This window comes from uncultured Psychromonas sp. (assembly GCF_947489755.1).
Lineage (GTDB): Bacteria > Pseudomonadota > Gammaproteobacteria > Enterobacterales > Psychromonadaceae > Psychromonas.
This window is the reverse complement of the sequence record NZ_CANLFB010000011.1, coordinates 104010-123074: the sequence shown is the minus strand read 5'-3', so window position 1 is coordinate 123074 and position 19065 is coordinate 104010. Positions and strand designations below refer to the sequence as shown.

General features: G+C 35.5%; 16 protein-coding genes and 2 tRNA genes. 13 read left to right on the top strand and 5 right to left on the bottom strand.

The features are described 5' to 3' along the window. Window positions 1–321 precede the first annotated feature (321 nt). Window positions 322–2523, bottom strand: a complete 2202-nt coding sequence (locus tag Q0794_RS08395) for a YgiQ family radical SAM protein (protein ID WP_298941284.1) — start codon at window positions 2521–2523, stop codon at window positions 322–324. A 242-nt stretch (window positions 2524–2765) separates the two neighbouring features. Beyond that, complete coding sequence (locus Q0794_RS08390; protein WP_298941283.1) at window positions 2766–4727, bottom strand: exoribonuclease II; 1962 nt, start codon at window positions 4725–4727, stop codon at window positions 2766–2768. Window positions 4728–4959: 232 nt separating this feature from the next. On the opposite strand from Q0794_RS08390, the gene Q0794_RS08385 reads away from it, so the two are divergent. The 12 genes from Q0794_RS08385 (at window position 4960) to Q0794_RS08330 (ending at window position 13288) form a co-directional block, all read left to right on the top strand. Then, a tRNA-Ser gene (locus Q0794_RS08385) sits at window positions 4960–5050 on the top strand. A 319-nt stretch (window positions 5051–5369) separates the two neighbouring features. Beyond that, window positions 5370–5792, top strand: coding sequence for an L-alanine exporter AlaE (gene alaE, locus Q0794_RS08380; protein ID WP_298941282.1), 423 nt, complete (start codon window positions 5370–5372; stop codon window positions 5790–5792). A 237-nt stretch (window positions 5793–6029) separates the two neighbouring features. Next, window positions 6030–6120, top strand: a tRNA-Ser gene (locus Q0794_RS08375). Window positions 6121–6492: 372 nt separating this feature from the next. Then, window positions 6493–7026, top strand: a complete 534-nt coding sequence (locus Q0794_RS08370) for a hypothetical protein (protein WP_298941281.1) — start codon at window positions 6493–6495, stop codon at window positions 7024–7026. Window positions 7027–7048: 22 nt separating this feature from the next. Then, window positions 7049–7558 carry a hypothetical protein gene (locus tag Q0794_RS08365; protein WP_298941280.1) on the top strand — a complete coding sequence of 170 codons (510 nt, stop codon included), beginning with the start codon at window positions 7049–7051 and terminating at the stop codon, window positions 7556–7558. Between the two features lie 131 nt (window positions 7559–7689). Next, window positions 7690–8370 (top strand): hypothetical protein, encoded by a 681-nt coding sequence (locus Q0794_RS08360; RefSeq protein WP_298941279.1) that lies wholly within the window; start codon window positions 7690–7692, stop codon window positions 8368–8370. Between the two features lie 88 nt (window positions 8371–8458). Further along, window positions 8459–8659, top strand: a complete 201-nt coding sequence (locus tag Q0794_RS08355) for a hypothetical protein (RefSeq protein ID WP_298941278.1) — start codon at window positions 8459–8461, stop codon at window positions 8657–8659. 628 nt (window positions 8660–9287) lie between these two features. After that, window positions 9288–10016: a PEP-CTERM sorting domain-containing protein gene (locus Q0794_RS08350; RefSeq protein ID WP_298941277.1), complete on the top strand. Its 729-nt coding sequence runs from the start codon at window positions 9288–9290 to the stop codon at window positions 10014–10016. A 407-nt stretch (window positions 10017–10423) separates the two neighbouring features. Then, complete coding sequence (locus tag Q0794_RS08345) at window positions 10424–10675, top strand: hypothetical protein (protein ID WP_298941276.1); 252 nt, start codon at window positions 10424–10426, stop codon at window positions 10673–10675. A 383-nt stretch (window positions 10676–11058) separates the two neighbouring features. Then, entirely contained in the window at window positions 11059–11337 is a 279-nt protein-coding gene (locus Q0794_RS08340) for a hypothetical protein (protein ID WP_298941275.1), read from the top strand. Window positions 11338–11921: 584 nt separating this feature from the next. Next, the gene (locus Q0794_RS08335; RefSeq protein ID WP_298941274.1) at window positions 11922–12521 is read left to right on the top strand and encodes a glutathione S-transferase N-terminal domain-containing protein; all 600 of its coding nucleotides are present in this window, start codon (window positions 11922–11924) and stop codon (window positions 12519–12521) included. A 59-nt stretch (window positions 12522–12580) separates the two neighbouring features. After that, entirely contained in the window at window positions 12581–13288 is a 708-nt protein-coding gene (locus Q0794_RS08330; protein ID WP_298941273.1) for a glutathione S-transferase family protein, read from the top strand. Between the two features lie 279 nt (window positions 13289–13567). On the opposite strand, the gene Q0794_RS08325 is transcribed toward Q0794_RS08330, so the two are convergent. After that, window positions 13568–15190, bottom strand: coding sequence for a hypothetical protein (locus tag Q0794_RS08325; protein WP_298941272.1), 1623 nt, complete (start codon window positions 15188–15190; stop codon window positions 13568–13570). Between the two features lie 520 nt (window positions 15191–15710). Between Q0794_RS08325 and Q0794_RS08320 the strand changes: the two genes are divergently transcribed. Continuing rightward, window positions 15711–16217 (top strand): hypothetical protein, encoded by a 507-nt coding sequence (locus Q0794_RS08320; RefSeq protein ID WP_298941271.1) that lies wholly within the window; start codon window positions 15711–15713, stop codon window positions 16215–16217. Between the two features lie 316 nt (window positions 16218–16533). Here Q0794_RS08320 and Q0794_RS08315 read toward each other — a convergent pair whose 3' ends face one another. Both Q0794_RS08315 and Q0794_RS08310 read right to left on the bottom strand, forming a co-directional pair. Next, window positions 16534–16827 carry an HlyU family transcriptional regulator gene (locus tag Q0794_RS08315; protein WP_298941270.1) on the bottom strand — a complete coding sequence of 98 codons (294 nt, stop codon included), beginning with the start codon at window positions 16825–16827 and terminating at the stop codon, window positions 16534–16536. 300 nt (window positions 16828–17127) lie between these two features. After that, the gene (locus tag Q0794_RS08310) at window positions 17128–18957 is read right to left on the bottom strand and encodes an IucA/IucC family protein (RefSeq protein ID WP_298941269.1); all 1830 of its coding nucleotides are present in this window, start codon (window positions 18955–18957) and stop codon (window positions 17128–17130) included. Window positions 18958–19065 lie beyond the last annotated feature (108 nt).

Here is a 19065-nt window from a genome sequence, read left to right as displayed (position 1 = left end):
TTTCAAATCGTTCTTGGTCGAAAGATCTGATCGCTAGGTGGGCATTTAGTTCAATTCCTTAAGCAGAATTGAGGTTACTTAGTTTAATGTAAAATTATGCGGTGTTAACCATAGCGCTAAATTAACCATCTTTATCTGTTGTATCTGTTGTATCTGTTGTGCCTGGATGTGCAGAGATAAAGTAAGGGACAAATATTGTTATTGAATTTCTAATGAAAAACGAGATAAATTTTTATTAAAAAAAAGCGCTAACTTAATTAAAAGTTAACGCTTTTTTTGCATAATAAATGATAACTCTACTTTATCATTTATTTTGATTAACTATTTTTTAAACTGATTTGTACTAAAGCGTGTTAACCCTTGTTTACCATTTGTTGCAGGTTTAGAACCAAACTTAGCTTTAGGCGTACGTTTATTATTAGCCACTTTACCTTGATTTTTTGGAGTAACTTTACCTTTTAAAGGCGCTTTTGCTTTGTTAGCATTTCTATTCATCACTTCCGCACGTGTTTCTTTGGGTACTAAACAAGTCGCTTTGCTACCAATCAAGGTTTTATCTAATCCCATTTTGATGAGTGCTTCACGAATAATTGGCCAATTATCAGGATCATGATAACGCAGTATTGCTTTATGTAATCGACGCTGAATCGTTCCTTTAGGAATAGACACTGATTTACTGTTTCGTTTTACATTACGTAAAGAATCAATCTCAGTATGATAAAGGGTCGTCGCGTTCGCTAGCGGTGAAGGATAAAAGTTTTGCACTTGATCTAACTTAAAGTCATTTTCTTTTAACCACATCGCTAGATTGACCATATCCATATCCGTAGTACCCGGATGAGCGGAAATAAAGTATGGAATGAGGTATTGTTTTTTACCCGCTAATTTCGAGTAATGATCAAATAGCTCTTTAAATTTATCGTAGCTACCCATACCCGGTTTCATCATTTTATTTAATGGACCTTCTTCGGTATGTTCTGGGGCTATTTTTAAATATCCGCCCACGTGATGCGTCGCGAGTTCTTTAACATATTCAGGATCTTTAATCGCTAAGTCATAACGTACACCAGATGCAATGAGTACTTTTTTAATGCCAGGTACTCTACGTGCAGCGCGGTATAGCTCAATGGTTGGCGTATGATCTGTATCGAGGTGACCACAAATAGTTGGCCATACACAAGAGGGTTTACGGCACGTTGCTTCGGCTTTTTCACTCTTACAACGTAACTTATACATATTAGCCGTTGGACCACCAAGATCTGAAATGACGCCAGTAAACCCAGGTACTTTGAGTTTAATGTCTTCAATTTCATTGATGATAGATTCTTGTGAACGACTTTGTATTATGCGACCTTCATGCTCAGTAATACTGCAGAAAGTACAACCACCAAAACAGCCTCGCATAATATTGATGGATGTTTTTATCATATCGTAAGCAGGGATCTTAGCGTCACCATAACTTGGGTGCGGAACACGTGCATAAGGTAAACCAAACACACCATCCATTTCACTTTCTTCTAAAGGTGTTGCTGGTGGATTTAACCAGATAGCGCGACTACCATGCTTTTGCATTAATGCTTTTGCAGAGGTTGGGTTAACTTCTTGATGAAAAATACGCGATGCATGTGCATACAGCATTTTATTTTCTTTCACTTGCTCAAACGTCGGTAAGTTAATATAAGTCGTTGACCAAGCTTTAGATTTTTCTTCCCATCTTTTTTCACGCTCTTCTTGCGGCGTGCCTTTATGCGGTGTCATTTGGATAACTTGCGCTGTTTTAGTGATGTCTGATGCTTCATCAGCAGCATCGCTTTCATCTTTCGCCGTATCACATTTTTCACTTAAATCTTGATAAGGGCTATAGATAGGATCTATTTTCCCTGGCTTATCGACACTACGTGAATCGATACCTGTCCATCCAGGAAGCGCTGAATTGGTTAAGAAAGCACTACCACGTACATCGGTAATGGTTTTGATATCATCACCTTGTGCAATACGGTGTGAAATTTCAATTAGCGGACGTTCTGCATTTCCGTAAATTAATAGATCCGCTTTTGCATCAAACAAAACAGATTGACGTACTTTGTCAGACCAATAGTCATAATGTGCTATACGACGTAAGCTCGCCTCAATACCACCAATGATAACGGGAATACCTTTGTAAGCTTCTTTACAACGTTGCGTATAAGCAGCAACGGCACGATCTGGACGTTTACCACCTTCATCGTTTGGCGTGTAAGCATCATCATGTCTTAGTCTTCTTTCAGCCGTATAACGGTTGATCATTGAATCCATGTTACCGGCAGTCACACCAAAGTATAAATTAGGCTTACCTAGCTCCATAAATGCATCTTTTGAATGCCAATCAGGTTGAGCGATAATACCGACTCTGAAACCTTGTACTTCAAGCATTCGACCAATGACAGCCATTCCGAAACTAGGGTGATCCACATAAGCATCACCTGTGACTATAATAATGTCGCAACTATCCCAGCCAAGCTGTTTCATCTCTTTACGTGACATAGGTAAAAATGGAGCTGCTTTAGCAGATCTATTTTTGTATTTTGGATATGAAAATAAATTGCGGTCTTTGTGGGGAGTTATTGGCTTCAAGAAAAAATCTCTAGTATTGGAATGTTAAATTGTGATTATTGTACCATAGAGTTTAACAAAGTCGCTTTTTGTCGTTCACAAAAAAAGAGGATAATCAGTCGATCTTAAAGATCAACTGATTAGAGGTGTGTTTTAAAAGAATGAAACCCTGTTTAACCTAGTGGATCAGCCAGTTTAGCAATTAATTGACGAGATTCAGGTTTAACAGAAGTCAGCATCACATCAATCACATCACCTAATTGCAATTCAATTTGATCGGCGACTTTCACTACACCTTGCTCACGAACACATTCTATCTTCTTCGCATCTGCCGATGACTTGCCCAATAGACTACTCGGTACAAAGAAAGTCGCGCCATTTTCTTGCACACGAACGCGACAACCTGCTTTAACGATATCAAATATCTCAGCTTTATAACGCCAATCCGAATTTTCTTGGTCTTTTAAATAACCACAATAAAGTAGATTGTTAACATCACGTTCAGCCATGCGTTGTGATTTACGCGCTTCATTCAAGTGAGCGCCTATCTCTGGGTCAACCGGTGTAGAAGCTTGTTGTGTTAATACAGACTTAATTAAACGATGATTAATTAAATCGCCATATTTACGAATAGGGGATGTCCACGTTGCATAATGTTTTACACCCATTGTAAAGTGCGGTGCAGGTGTTGCTGAAGTATCTGCGTAAGAAAGTAAACGACGTAGGCGGTGATCTAAATAAGCATTATGTAGTTCAGCGACTTCTTGGCGCATTTTCACATAACCTTCAAGAGTGGCTAATGAAGCGGCTTCAACTGTAATACCGTATTCAGCCAATAATGAAGACGCTTTACCTAGACGATCCGTTGCGATACCTGAATGAACATTGAATACACCGGCTTGTTTATGTTTTGCTAAAAAGTCACCAGCACAAACATTAGCAGCAATCATCGACTCTTCAACTAAGCGGTTCGCAGTGCGGCGAGGTTCACAGAGAATCTCATACACTTCGCCTTTATTATTTAGCTTCAAAGTGTAGTCTGGTTGGCTTTTCATCACAATGGTATTGTCACAACGCCATTGATGACGAGCTGCTGTCGCTTTATCTAAGACATTTAATAATTGGCTTAATTGCTTATTTGGTTTCCATTGACCTTCTGCCAATTCATCATTTTCCAAGTAATTAGACACATCATTATAATTAAGACGGAAATGTGATTTTATGCAGGCAGCAAAGAATTCCGGCTCACCAATAATCTCTCCACCTTGGCCAATTTGTAACGTACAACAAATAGTCGCGCGTTTTTCACCTTCTTTTAATGAACATAAACTATCGCTCAAATCACGTGGCAACATAGGGACATTAAAGTTGGGTAGATAGAGCGTAAAAGAGCGTTTGTGTGCTTCTTTATCCATTTCACTTTGTTCTGGCACGTAAGCAGAAGGATCTGATATCGCCACTGTTAATGCCCAACCTTGATCGTTTTCTTCAACGTATAAGGCATCATCCATATCTTGCGTGTTAACACCATCAATCGTGAAGAAAGGGAGCTTAGTGAGATCTCGGCGATCAAGTTCAGGATCAATTACTTGCCAAGGATGGTCAAAATCAGGTGCTTTATTCGGTAGCTTGTGAGTGGCAACCGCGATTAAGCGATAAGCAAAAGGGTCGTTATATTCAGCCACTTTTTCAACGACTTCAACTAAGAAACCATTTCCATCTAACGCATGAGTCAGCAATTTAACAGTGACCCAGTCACCATTGTTATAACCTTTATTAGCTAATTGCATTGCCCCTTTAATTTTAAAGAAGGCATTTAATAAAGGGTTATTCGCTTTAATAGAAACACGTTTATCACTGATTGATAACAGCGCAACAAACTCAGTGGTATCGGTTTGCTTTAACTGTACTGGTTGAGCAGATGATTTATCACCATTTTCTGTAATTGCTGCATTAATGCGATCACCGTGTAATACTTTTTTCATATCACTGGGTGCAATAAAGAAACGTTTGCCTTTGTCAGTTTCTAAAAATCCAAATCCACGATCAGATGCTTTAACAATACCAGTACGCTTAGGTATTTTGTCCTGCATTGTTTGTTTAAGTTGATTTAATAATGGATTGTCTTGGAACATACTTGAAACCTTCAATGAATAGCAATAAGGCGCTTAAAGAAAACGTATTTGAAAAAATAATAAAAGCGTTAACATTTATAAACTTGTGATGAGATAGTAAAGGTGATTGCCTTTGAATTAAAGGTTGAATAGCTTAAATGTGAAAAATTAATCTTATTTAGCGATTATTGAAAATAAATTAAAAAAAGACTTGGCTTTTTTTTCAATTTGTTTATTATACGCCTCGTTCTGCGGAGGGGTGGCAGAGCGGCTGAATGCACTGGTCTTGAAAACCAGCGAGGGTTAATAGCTCTCCGAGAGTTCAAATCTCTCCTCCTCCGCCACATTAAGAAAAAGGGCTTCTCAATTGAGAAGCCCTTTTTCGTTTCTACTCGATTATAAATCGCTTTCCATTTTTCCCTTTCTATCTTTCGCTTAAAATGTCATCACTGTTTTTAATTATCACTTCCTTAACAATCCAATTTAACTTTTTACTGCCATTAATTTTTATATGCTAAATTGAGCACTCTGTTTTTCTCATGTACTTTATTGTGAATGACATAAATCCTTTTAATGACAGGCATTGAAATGAATCAATACCTAAGATAAACACTTCATGATTAAATATTGAAATAACACTTAACAATCAAGGGAAATAGAATAATGAAGATGCGTTGTTTTATGATTGATACTCTCGCCACTATTATCTTCTTTACAGTTATTGCCGCTAGTACTGAGTTGTTTATAGCAGGAATGGATCCTAGCGAAGTGTTCATTACACGTTTGATCATGATCCCTATGATGGTATTAACTGCTCGACCTTATGCAATATGGCGTGATTTCTTTTTTAAATGGACACAACCTAATACTCGTTTATATAAAACAGTGATTGATGCTTTAGCATTCATGTTATTTCAATTGCCTATTTATATCGTCACATTAGCCATTGCTGGAGCAGATATTAACGAAATAATTAGCCTTGTTATTTCATCTTCACTATTGATGGTGATGGTAAGTCGACCTTTTGGTCTTTATCTCGAATATATCAGGCGTTATTTTAACGTTACCTCGATAAAGCAATGCTAAGCATTTTAATAAACCAATGTAATTATTTCGATAAACCAACGTAGCTATTTCAATAAACCAGCATCAATGAATTCACTAAATCATATTGTTTTAATTGAATGAATAACGATTGATTACTTTTTATAAAACGATTGATTATAACTCACTCTGTTTGGTCGTAAATTCAGCGTTCGATCATTAATTGTAAAAAAGTACTTGGCTTTTATCTCAGTTTCTATAATATATGCCTCGTTCTGCGGAGGGGTGGCAGAGCGGCTGAATGCACTGGTCTTGAAAACCAGCGAGGGTTAATAGCTCTCCGAGAGTTCAAATCTCTCCTCCTCCGCCACATTAAGAAAAAGGGCTTCTCATTTGAGAAGCCCTTTTTCGTTTCAGTAACATTAGAAAAGGCTCATGACTGAAAAGTGATGAGCCTTTTTGCTCTCTAGGTGTTTATTATTCTTCAGTATTAGCTTCCCTTGTTTATAAATTAATTATGTCTTGATATAAAAAGTGGATATCAATCTGCATTTCCGTTGTTAATACAGAATGATTCTGTCTATCCACATGATTAAGTTTTGCTTTCTAATCTTAAGCTTTTGATTTTAGATCTTATGAGCGTATGGTTAGTTCAATTTTAACAAATTAATGTATTCCGTATTTCTACCAAAAATACGGGGTTTTTCTGCTTAATTACGCTGTAAAGTGCCTAGGGGATGCGTTGAAATTTAGTGATTTACAAAATATTGATTTTATAAATTTTGAAACTGAAAAGTCGGTTAAGAAACTGCAAGATGAATATAAAATTGAAGCTCCTAAATCAGTAATTGAACAGTTTTATGTAGATCATAGCGATAAATTTCAATTTCAAGAGTTATATGGAGCAATAGACTTAAACTTGATTGAGTGGGAGCTCTTAGAAATACCTGCAAGTAAAATTCTTAATTTAGGTAGCTCTGCTACCCATCCTGACTTTATTCTGGAAGTTGCAGAAGATGCTTCCCACTATGACGAAATTGGCGATGCAGCAATTGATTGTAGAGAAGATGTTTTAGATCACTGGAAGCAATTCGGAACATGGGTTACACCTCCTATATTTATTAAAGGTGAAATAATAGGGAAGCCAGAAATAGAATTACATTTAGTTGAGGGGCATACTCGTGTTGGTTGTTTGTATGGCTTGACAAAGTACAAAATTATTGATGTTTCAAAAACACATAAAGTTTATTTAGGTAAACTTAAGAGTGTTAATTAAAACCTTATAAGGCAATTGAATTGTGAAATTATCTGAAGAAATTGCACGTAAGTTTATTCGCGGTATCTATACGTTCGATATCGATGGGGATATTTGGATTCAGTCTTTTAGTTTTATATTAAAAAGGTCTGATTCTCTTGATTTTAAAAGAGATAAAATACATCTTCTCTGGACAGAAAATGGTGGTCATATAAGACGTAAAGTAGCAGATGATTCACTTTTACTTAAGATCCTTAGAGTTTCATTACCAAAATATGATGGTGATGATTTGGTTTTATACCGTGGTGAGTGTAGGTTTTTACATGAACAGAATAAAATTGGTTTTTGCTGGACTCCAAAACGTAGCGTCGCTGAAATGTTTGCTAGTGGGTTAAACTCTATTGAATCCGGCGGTGTATTACTCAAAGCTTATGCGCCTAAGGGAGCAGTGCTGTCATCACCAAACAAGCATAGTGCCGAGCAGATGGAAGAGTTTGAATATACATGCGATCCAACTGCACTAACTAAAGTTGAAGTTTTACAATATTTTTAAAAGTTTTGAAGGTGATCGGCACTTTACAAGTGTTTTTAAGTCGGACAAATTACAGTTGGCTTTTTGTTCGAGCCTTACTTATTTTAGACAACTGCAATTTGCCGCTTAAAACGGTGTTATGAGGATGTGAGATGGTTGGTATTATCAAGTTTTTTAGAGATATGGATAAGCTCAATCAATTCGTTGAAGGCTTGTTTTATTGTAATACACCTGAGTTTTATCGTTTATCAGAGTCCACAGGCGTTTCAGACCTTAATGAATCTTGTGTTAGTGCCTTTAGGAAAAGTAGAGGTGATGATAGTTGTAGCTTATTTATTGACGGTAGAGAATTGTCGTCTATTGAAAGTATGACGTTACAGCGTGGTGATCATAAAGATAGTTGGATGCATTGCTGGTTTGCTTTGACTGTACCAGATACTGACGCAGATCTGAAAGAGTTGTTTGATGATATTAATCGCATACGTATTGAATTTGGTTGTAACTATGTATTTATGGAATCAAATAATATTACAGAATTTGTAAGTCGTATATCTACGGTTACAAAAACCAAATTAAAATATGAATTGGTAAGTTACTCTAAAGATTCAAATGATTGGAACGCTATTTGTAAATCGAGTAAATACTCATATCAGCGAGAATATCGTTTTCTTGTTGGAGAGTGTAAACACAATGATATACAGCCAATTAAATTAAAATATGAGCAGGGTTTTGCAGATTTAGTTTATGTAAATAAAAAGCTTGAGTTAACAGAAAATAATAATAAACAGAGTTTATTTTACATGGATCAACATAGTTGTTGCTTAACCTCATAAAAAGAATGGGGTAAGGTCTTTCATTTTGCATTATTTAATTATGTAGATTAGGAATTTTGGATTCTCCAAAAGATAAATAGGAGTGTGCATGAGTCGTCCTTTACGTTTAGGGTTTTCAGGTGCACTTTACTATGTCAGATCACTTGGTAATGCCAGAAAAGTGAAAGTAATAGGGGCAGATCTTGTCTTTCTCTTTTTTGATAATAATACTATTACGATAAAATCTTACACAATCTGGCTACATCCAATTCTCACCGTTGAGTTTTCCCAAATCATTCAGTGCTTTTAGCAAAGCCAAACAGGACGTTTGGCTTAGGCTCGTTCTAGACATGGATGGACAGCAAGAGTCGGTGCGTTATAAAGCGCAGTATGATTTGGATGAGAAAATGATTCGGTGGCCAGTTTCTTTGAGTTCTTTGTAGGTATAGGTCTTTTCTGATAAAAGAAAGTTTGGTCGCTGACAGGGCGAAAGTACTGTTGATAAGGATAAAACTGACTGGGTGAGCGTAGACGAACTATCTCTCGAAATACGAAAAATGAGTAAAATCGGACATCCAAACCTTTTCCCAAAATGAATAACGAACCAAAAACCAGTGCACTGAACAATGTTTCCTTATGCCGTACTTTGTATATCCAAACTATAATTTACAACGTTTTTTAATTTATATTTCGTAGATACTTTATTTTGCAGCCGATCTTTGGCTTTAAAAAAATGTATGACTTTTAATCGTAGATTATACAGCCATCTAAGATAGTTTTTGTAATAAACTTATGTCGAATAAATTTACATATTATTCACTTTTTATTTTTAAATAAAATTAAGTTGTTGATATTTAATTGTTTATATTTTGGCGCGATATTTGCTTTGTTTGTCCTCTCTTAGGTTTTATTAGCCTTAAAAATAAAAAGGATGTCTTATGAAATTAATAAATGTACTTGCATCAGGATTAATGTTTTCTGCTAGTGTTGCTTATGCTGGTGCTATAGACCTCAATACTTGGAATCAAGCAGGTAGTTCAAATGGAAATTGGAATGTTGCTGCTGACGGTACGTCTGTATTACAAACTATTAACGGTAATCCTACTTTCTTTATTAGTGATGACTCTTTTATCAATAATCAATTTACAGGGACATTTGGCGTTGAAACGGAAGATGATGATGACTTTATAGGGTTTGTTTTTGGTTATAATGGTCTCGATGACTTTTACCTTTTTGACTGGAAACAAAGCACACAAGATTATTCCAATAACATTGGTTCAGCAGGATTCACGTTATCAAAAATATCAGCGGGTGCTGATGTGACTAATTTGGATTCTTTATGGGGTCATACTGGTAATGGTATCGATGTTCTTGCTACTGATTATGGTGATGATCGTGGTTGGACTGATAATACAACGTATGATTTTACTTTAAACTATACTGATACCTCGATAGATATTTTTATTAATGGCGGCACATTTAGTGATGAAAATATATTCAGTGTTGCAGGTTTAAACAATGATGCTGGTAACTTTGGTTTCTTTAACTCATCTCAATCCCAAGTTAGATATACAGGATTTGAAGAAGAAGCAACATCGGTTCCTGAATCATCTACTCTAGCTATCTTTTCATTAGGTATCGCAGGGTTATTTTGGCGTCGTAAATAACGAATAAATAACGAATAAATAACTATTAACGTTAGCGGTAGCTTCTAGACTAGTAGCTCTTCTAAAAATGAGCAGTTGGCAGTCGTCAACCGCTCTTGATTCACTCACGATCTCACTGTTCTAGCAACAAAGATAGTGCCTCTCTAAGTTCTTTCTCTCTACTTTTACTTTAAATATATCTTTGCACAGTACTCATGTGGCTTCATATTTTTGATGTTAATCGACATTTTCTATTTATAGATATGATTCAGGTTTTATTCTGCTTGTTAACTTCTTGATTAGTTAATTAAAATTGTTATTGTGATATCAAATTAAAACAGATTAGGTGCTTTATTTATCCATTATAAACAGGGATATTTTCTGTCTAACAATCTGTTTTTTGTTCGCGTCAATATGGAGTGTTGCTAGTGAAGGTCTTTACAATTTCATTTGTTTTTTCAGTGATAACGTTATTTTTGTTGATGGTATTAGATGGCGAACTATCAAACTTATATTGTGTGTGGCCGCTTCATCTCATTGATGCGACAGGTGTATTAGGCAACAATGCTTCAGCGTTTTATTATGATTGGTATGAGGTATCAATGGCATTTTCTTTGCTTGTACAAAGTACTGTCATTTATATGATTACATCAAAACTCATAAACAAAAAGACTATGTAAACGGTACAAGGTGTAAACGGCACAATATGCAAACGATACGTAATGTTAACCTTTTTCTTCAGATAATTTAGTAGAGGGTTTCACTTCGTTACACGTTTTTACTCTCTATTTTCGCCTGTTTAAATGCGCTGTTTTATTGCTTATCCAGAGCAGAGCTTATTTATCATAACATTGCATTACTTCAATAAAGATTCAAACGATTAGATGCTATTTATTACCATACTAGTCACTTATCATTGAGATTACATACTCAGATATTCAATGTTTAAATTCAAACCAGACCAGCTAAAGTTTATATTCTATTGATCTAGCTTCATAAATTCCTATTCTTTGGGAGTAATATTGTTATTAAACATTAATACAATATCATTGGATTTAAGCTCGTGAATAAAAAGCCCGATAGAATAACTGCAATGCAAACTATTATTGATGCTGTAAAAGCTGATTTTCCTCTCTACCAAGAAGATACATTTAAATGCAGTCCCAATAACAGCTGTACGACTTGCACCAAAAAATTAATGGAATTAGTTGATACAGAGGTAGTTTATTGGGAGCATGAAATCAACAGAGGTAATAGTCCAACTTTTGATGAACTTAACCGTTTTGGTAAACTGTGTAAAAATATACGACGCGCTTTAGTGAAAGACAATCGAATTATTTAATCTATTTTTATGGAAATAAGCCCCTGTAAATATTTATCCTACCAAAGCTAACAGTAACTAAAAGCATCTAATAAGTAACCAAAGTCGCTTAATCACTGAATACATGATTATTAATTTCTTTTACCTGCCATGTTAAAACCATCAGAAATTCGCTGAATAAAACTCATTTTTTTAAATAAGTTTGTTGGAGGTATTCTAGCCTTTCTTTATGTACTCCAAACATATAAATTATATGAGTATCGAATTTAATGGTTTTGCTTTTTTTGGTGACACCACTGAGATTAACTTACTTATTATTGTGGATGGTAAACACCTGATTGGTATTGTTACTTTTGAAGCTCTGAGGATTTATATCCTGAAGGTTATGCCCAGAAGCAGAGTCTGATGAAGTACTGCAACAATATTTAAATATTGTTAGTGAGGCAAATACGAAGCGGTAAAATAACGACTAATAAGTGATTGTGTATAGCGGAGACATTCGCTCGTTTTTTACTTAACGTCACGCTTAGATTGGCATAAGAAATACGTTTTTAGTGAATAATCAATGAAGTAACTATTGTTATTTTTAACTTAATGAGGTTTAAATGGAATTAATCGTCGGTAAAGAGTCAACATGGTCACTTAGAGTTTGGATATGTGGCCAATTAGCGAATATAGACTTTAATATTAAGGTCATTGATTTAACAGATTCAGATGATAAAGCACACGTGTTCACCTTTTCGCCATCCGGTTTAGTGCCTGCACTTGTTGATGGTTCATTGGTTGTTCATGACTCTTTAGCGATTGTTGAATATTTGAATGAACAGGCAAACGGTGCACTTTTTCCTGACAGTGTAAATGAAAGGGCGATTGCTAGAAGTTTGTGTAGTGAGTTGCACTCAGGCTTTATGAATTTAAGAGAGCAGTGTTCTTTTACTTTAGAAAATGTAATGCCGTTATCAACCTTGAATGATGGCATTACAAATGAAGTCTCAAGAATAGAAACTATCTTTGAGCAAGCTCAATTGCCCTATATGTTTGACAAAGCTGGCGCAGTTGACGCATTCTATTCAATTTTAGCGTATAGATTAAACGCATACGGAATCGTATTGAACGGTAGAGCAGGTGACTACCAACAAAGTTTGCTTGATTGGCACTTTTTGCAAGATGCTATCAAAGAAGCAAAAGCATGGGAAAGTAAGTAAAAATTTCAATGATACTTAGATTTCAATGAGACTTAGCCTGTCGCTGATTGGTTATTGAGGTGTTATTTTATTGTTGTTGTTGCATTGTCATTAATGGTAAATGGCACTTTATTGTAAAAAGGATAAGCATTATTTATACATTATATTGGGATCGTGGTGGTGCGAATATGGCCACTCATGCGGTATTAGAAGCGTTGGGTGTTCCTTATAAGTTGGTTGAGATTGACTTAACGAAACAAATGCAAAAAACGCCTGAGTATTTAGCCATTAACCCTAATGGTAAGGTGCCGACGTTACAGCATAATGAACAGGTGATTTATGAATCCTCTGCCATCTTGATGTATATATTGGATCAACATCCTGAGTCTGGTTTAGCTCCTGCACTTAATTCACCTAAACGAGGCTACTATTACCAATACTTAATTTGGATGTCTAATACGTTACAGGAAGCCGTTGATCGTTGGGCTCATCCTGGAAATTATATTAGTGACGATGCAGGCTTGGAACAAATTAAAGATAAAGGGAATCAAATATTAGCGCGTTGTTGGGATATTCTTAATACAGACCTCGGTAAAAAAGGCCCATGGCTTTTAGGTGATGAGTTAAGTGGTGCTGATTTTCATCTGTTTATGATCGCTTATTGGAGTCATGAATATGATAGTCGCGCAGAAGATTGGCCACATCTACGATCACATATTCAAGCGATGCTTAAATTAGATTCTATTCAAAACATGATGGCCCAAGAAGGATTAAGTTTCGATTGTTAAATTGAGTTGAAATAATACGGCTATTGCTAATTAATATTGCGATTCTGGAATAGACAATAAAAAGGCCAAACATTAAATGTTTGGCCTTTTTATAGGTAAAGTTTACGTTACCTTTGTTCTGGATAAGTACTGCGATACAAGGTCGCTTTCATTAACCTGCATTGAGGTTAAATATCATTATTAACAGAGACGAAATATCATTATTAACAGAGGCGAAATACGATTTTCGTCGCGCAGTACTCTGGTCATTACACGGTTTTACAATGTTGATGACAGCCCTTATTTTACGTAATACTTGTTATTAATCATTTCTTCTAATATACCTGATTTTTCTTCATAAACAGTGTTAGATAACGATCTTGTGTTTGTGCTGGTAGCATATTCATTACCGTTACAGTAACTATCGCTTTCCCATGTACCGTTAGTCTCAATCGTTACTTCTCCTTGATCATCAACAACAAAATCAAAGACGCCCCAACATAGAGATGCTTCACCAGTAGGTGGTGAAAATATTTGTATATCACCTAAGTAATCAAGTTCAACACGAGCAGGAGAGGCCGCAATATCACTTGAACCACTGAAATGTTTGACTGCGTAACTGTATCGACCTGCATAAGGAAAAGAGCTGATCGTTGTCACTTCTGGGCCGTAACTACTAACATCATCAACATCTAACCATGCATTCCCATCAATTTTGTTACCATAATAAACCAAGAATGAGTCATCTCCTTCAGCTGAGTCTGGTCCAAAAAATTGAGTATCCAAATCATTTGGATTTTCTCCCCAAGTGAGTGTCACCACTGCCGCACCTGGTTCTAATGTAATACATGCATCTTGCACTATATCTTGTTGGTCTGTACTGATAGTTGTTGTTCTACTTAAACCATTCGCTCCGAATGCTGATAAGAAAACAGTCGCATCTGATTTCGCAGAAATGCTAAACGTTCCATCTGTATTAGAATAAGTGATTGCTTGTCCTGAGTAATCAACACCCTGTGTTTGGATTCTGGCATTACTAACAGCACTTCCTAATTGATCTTGTAAGCAGCCACTTATTTGTACTGATTCATAAAGACTATCGGCATTCCATGTCGAGAAGTGCGAAACAGTGCCTTCATAATATGCTTGATCCGCTGATAGGGTGGCTGTTCCTTCTTGATCCCAATAACCTGTTTCTTCATTAAAATGGTATAGAGGAATAGTCGCTGGTGGATTAGTTGAACCTGTCGCTAAAGGGATTCTTATTGTTGCCGTCTGGTTATCTGCTAAATTGTAGCTATTACCTTCGGCATCATTAAAGGTTGCATTGATAGCGCCGAAGCTTTCAATGAGACCAATATCACCTGTTGTTGCATCAATGGTTTCGAAGTTACCTGGCATAAGTTCTGGGTCAGTACTTGGGTCGATAATGGTTAACTCAGCATTGATATTACCAGTAGGGCTATCGCCATTTTCATCTACAAAGGCATTGGCAGGTAAAGAGACAATGCTAAGCCCTGATAGTTCTAAATTAAATGCAGTGCTTGGATCAAACGAACTTTCTAGATTCGAAGGCTGTAAAAATAAATCTATATTTTGATCATCTGATGTAACAATAACGCTGTATTCACCATACCCATCAGCATCACCATTAACAATAATGCGTTGTGCATCTTCTGGTAATGCAATATTCAATTCGCCATTTTCATCTGTTGTGCCAGTATTAGTGAAAGTACTGCCATTAATTGTTGAAGAAATGCTGATTGATGCTCCTTCAATGAGGTCACCAGTAAAGTAATTTTTTGATTGGATATTTAACGTGGCACTTGATTCTGCAGGCTCTACAGTATCATTACTGCTATCACCACAGGCCGAAAGCACTAATGAACATGAAATTAATGCAACTACTTTAGGGTTAAACATAAAAAGTCCTTTTTAATTAGAATTTATAAATATCAATATAATAAACAGGTGTAGGCTGTTATCACGATCACCTTAACTTTCTGTTTATGAATAGATGATTTTTTAAAGAGAAATATTGTATAGTATAATTTTAATAAATACATTAAATTGTCTTTTATTTTCTACATTTAACTTTATGTGGTTGTATTTATTGTATTTTATTGAGGTGTTTCTTTTTTGTTTCTACTTTTGGTTGTTTATTTGATAAATATTTGCTTTTTATGGTGGGTGAATGATTATTTAGTATATTCATCTACGTTGTTAAGTTAATTCACATAGGTAGCCGTTCTACTTTTTAACTTATTTTCTTAACTTTTTTCATTAAGTTATTTATTTTGTTATGGTTAGTTGAACTAGCATTAAACGTTTTATTGTATTCATTACTATAAATAATAAATTTGCGTAAATTATCGTTAGCAATAAACTCGAATTTTTAACTCGCCGATTAGGCGTTATAAAACTAAATTAAATAGGCGATTTTATGCATTACGTGAATAACCCCAATATCATCGATATAGAAGCATCTGGATTTGGTGGAGATAGTTATCCTATCGAAGTTGGTTTAGTGTTAAGTAATGGTGAAAGGTTTTGTCTTTTGATCTTACCCGCTGAAGGTTGGGAGTATTGGAATGAAGAGGCTGAAAAAGTTCATCATATTTCACGAGACATGCTGGAAAATTATGGGAAATCTGTTTCAGAAGTAGCCTGTTTGCTGAATGAAAAGTTAGCGGGTATGACTTTGTATTCCGATGGTTGGGTGGTTGATAAACCCTGGCTGACAAGATTATTTTATGCCTCTGGAGTCGACATGCAATTCACTGTTAGTTCTTTAGAAATGATTCTCTCTGACAAACAAATGAACATTTGGCATAAAACCAAAGATAAAATAATTATGCAATCAAACATACAACGTCATCGCGCTAGCAATGACGCCTGGGTAATACAAGAAACCTACCGACAAACTCATCAGTTATCGAAGGGGCTTTAAAAGAATCTTTAGTGTTTTTAGCGGCTCATTTCTATTTCTGTCTTTTTGATGATTTATAAGTAACTGAATAGATAATCTAATAAGTTAAAAGAATGTGCTTAACTACTTATGATTTCAGTTATTAATGCTTTAATGTATAGAAACTCAGCTTTTAGAAGCTAAGCTTTCAATACTTACACTATCAATACTTAAGCCATTAAGGCTAAAGCTAATATGCAACATCTATCGAGACTCCTTAACCTATCGACAGCTACACTGGTTGCTAGCAAGCTATCGATTCGATTATGGTCTTTTCATCTGTTTTACTTAAAAGGCATTAATTGAAAATAGATTCACCCATCTGATCGATCGCTATTTTAGCTTTTCTGATGGTCATTTCTATACAATCATCTCGGCTTGCAATCACATCTGAACGGATAAAAGCGTGTGATAAAACAACCTCGTTTACTTCCTTTTCTATGATTGCAGAGAGTCGATATTGGCCTCCTTCATTCATTGGATTAGGCGTAATAGCAAATCCTTTATATTCAATACTTTCTTCTGCCGCTTGTTCTGTTGAATGACCTGTATTGCTTGAAAATAACGATGCTAAACCAGAGAAAAAGCCCATTACATTTATTCCTTATGTATATTGATGGTGGATAATTAATTGTATAAGGCATTGTAAATCAAACTGGTTTTTATGTTTGTATTTTTGTTTAATTATTTAACTGACGTGATGAGTGAATGAGTAGATAGCTCCTATTTTATTTAGGAGCAGCCCAAGATCAGTCTTGTGCTTTATCAGTATCCGTAAAGTCAGAAAATGCCTTAATTAATTTTGAAATAGATCAATAGAGTTACCAAGGCCCACGAATAAAGAGTTCTCTGTTCATAAGCTTTAGTAAACCCTAGTGAAATCTTTCATTTATTAAGGTTTCAATACAGTTCCGGGGAATAAGGGATTATTGAGAGGTTGTCCTAATACAGGTAATAAACGTTCGCTAGTATCTTGGTAACCCATATTAAAACGCACTCTATTTATGCAAATTTTTTCAACTTTTTCAGCTAATAAATCAAATTGTTTAAAGCGAATTGCTAATGCTGGAAACTGTGCCTGATAGTGTAATATTCTTTGCGAAAGTAATTGATAGAAATCATGCTCACTGTAACCGAGTTGATCTTCAAGTAAAGGTGATACAAAGCGTAATACAGTAACAAAATGACCAGTATATAAGTCGTGTAATAAATATTGAGCGGGCAGTTTAGTCAGTTGTTGCGCAATATGCGCTGGTAAGTCAGCATGTTCTGGAAAGTCCTCATCTACAATACGTAAATCGCCGTGGAAATCTTTGATCGCTAAACCAACAGGAATATGATATTCCATTAATAACGTTAGGTTTTGGCCATGAGAGACTAATGCAATTCCATATTGGCACATCAGGTGATAAAGCGGGATCACTGTGCTATCAAACAGTTTGGTTAACCAAGCGTTAATATCGAGACCACTTGCTTCAATATATTGTGCTATTAAACTATGACCATTTGCATCATTCTGCATTAAAGCCGCTGCTAATTTGTCTTGTTGATTTTCTGCTAAAATCGCCGCAGGACTTTGCCTTAAAATCACCCCTAACATTTCATTGTAACGATAAGGTGTTTGTTTAATATCGATTTGATTTGGGTTGGTGACATGGATACCCGCCCACTCTTTTAGTACTTTAAAGTTTGATTTTTTAAGAAAACTATCTTGATCACAACGCTGTTGAATAAATTCAGATAATTCTGCACCAGAGGTAATATATTTACCTGGAATACCTCGGTAACAAGAAGTGTTTAAAATAGTGATAGGCAGTTTTACGTCATTTCTTTTAGGTCGCGTTATATTGGATAATGTACGAATTGACTGCTGTGCTTGGTAGTAATCACCTGTTATCCCTAAATCAATAATACTTTTTTCAGCGAATAAAGCTGTAAATTGAGAGGCAATATAATGCTGGAATTGCCAAGGATGAGTTGGAATTATCCAGTATTGTTCTAGTGAAATATGATGTTCTTCTAGTATTTTAAAAAGGTTATCCATCTGCAGTGGCGACATCATTTCTGTCAACATACGAACGAGAGTTTGATAGTGCGTTTCTTTTAGGCTTCTTTCAATACCAATGGTGGTTAATGTTTTTTTAATCGCGATAAAATGCAATTGAAAGTGTTGCCCATACTCAGGTGCATATTGTGCTAATTCAGGTGTTCCCCAGCCTAAACGACCTTTGTTAGCGAGTGCTTTTGGATGACCTTTTAAAACGGCTTGTAATGCAACACCAGATAAATTGAGCAGGGTTGATCCTGTATGTTTTTTAAGAGAGTTCATCGATTGCAAATCGGCATATAACGTTTGTTGAATCTCTTCGACTAAATTACCTAACATTATATTGTCTAATTTAATGTCATTACCAATATCTTTAAGTAGCTCAGCGGTATTGATGTTTTTTTCACCGTTACGAGAGAGCGAGTGATCATCGATAATGATATTGCCCCAAATATGTTCTTTAGCCTGAAATTCCCATGTAATTTTCTCTGTTCTCCATTGATAACAAACCGTCTTTTTTTGTGCCATTGTCACTTGGTTTCTACTATCTGGTGTAGTGCTAACCGTGTCTTTTACATTCAGTTTAAGCAATTCTTCATAATGTAATTCACTGATGATTTTAGCATTTAGTTGGTTATTAACTTCCTGCCATTGTTGCTGATTAATTTCTATCATTCGACACCTTCTTTAGTAAATAAAACACAGGCTTTAAACGGTTAAAGTGTTACAGAGTTAATGTTTAATTAATAAATAATTTACATTTAAACTAATGACAATCATTAT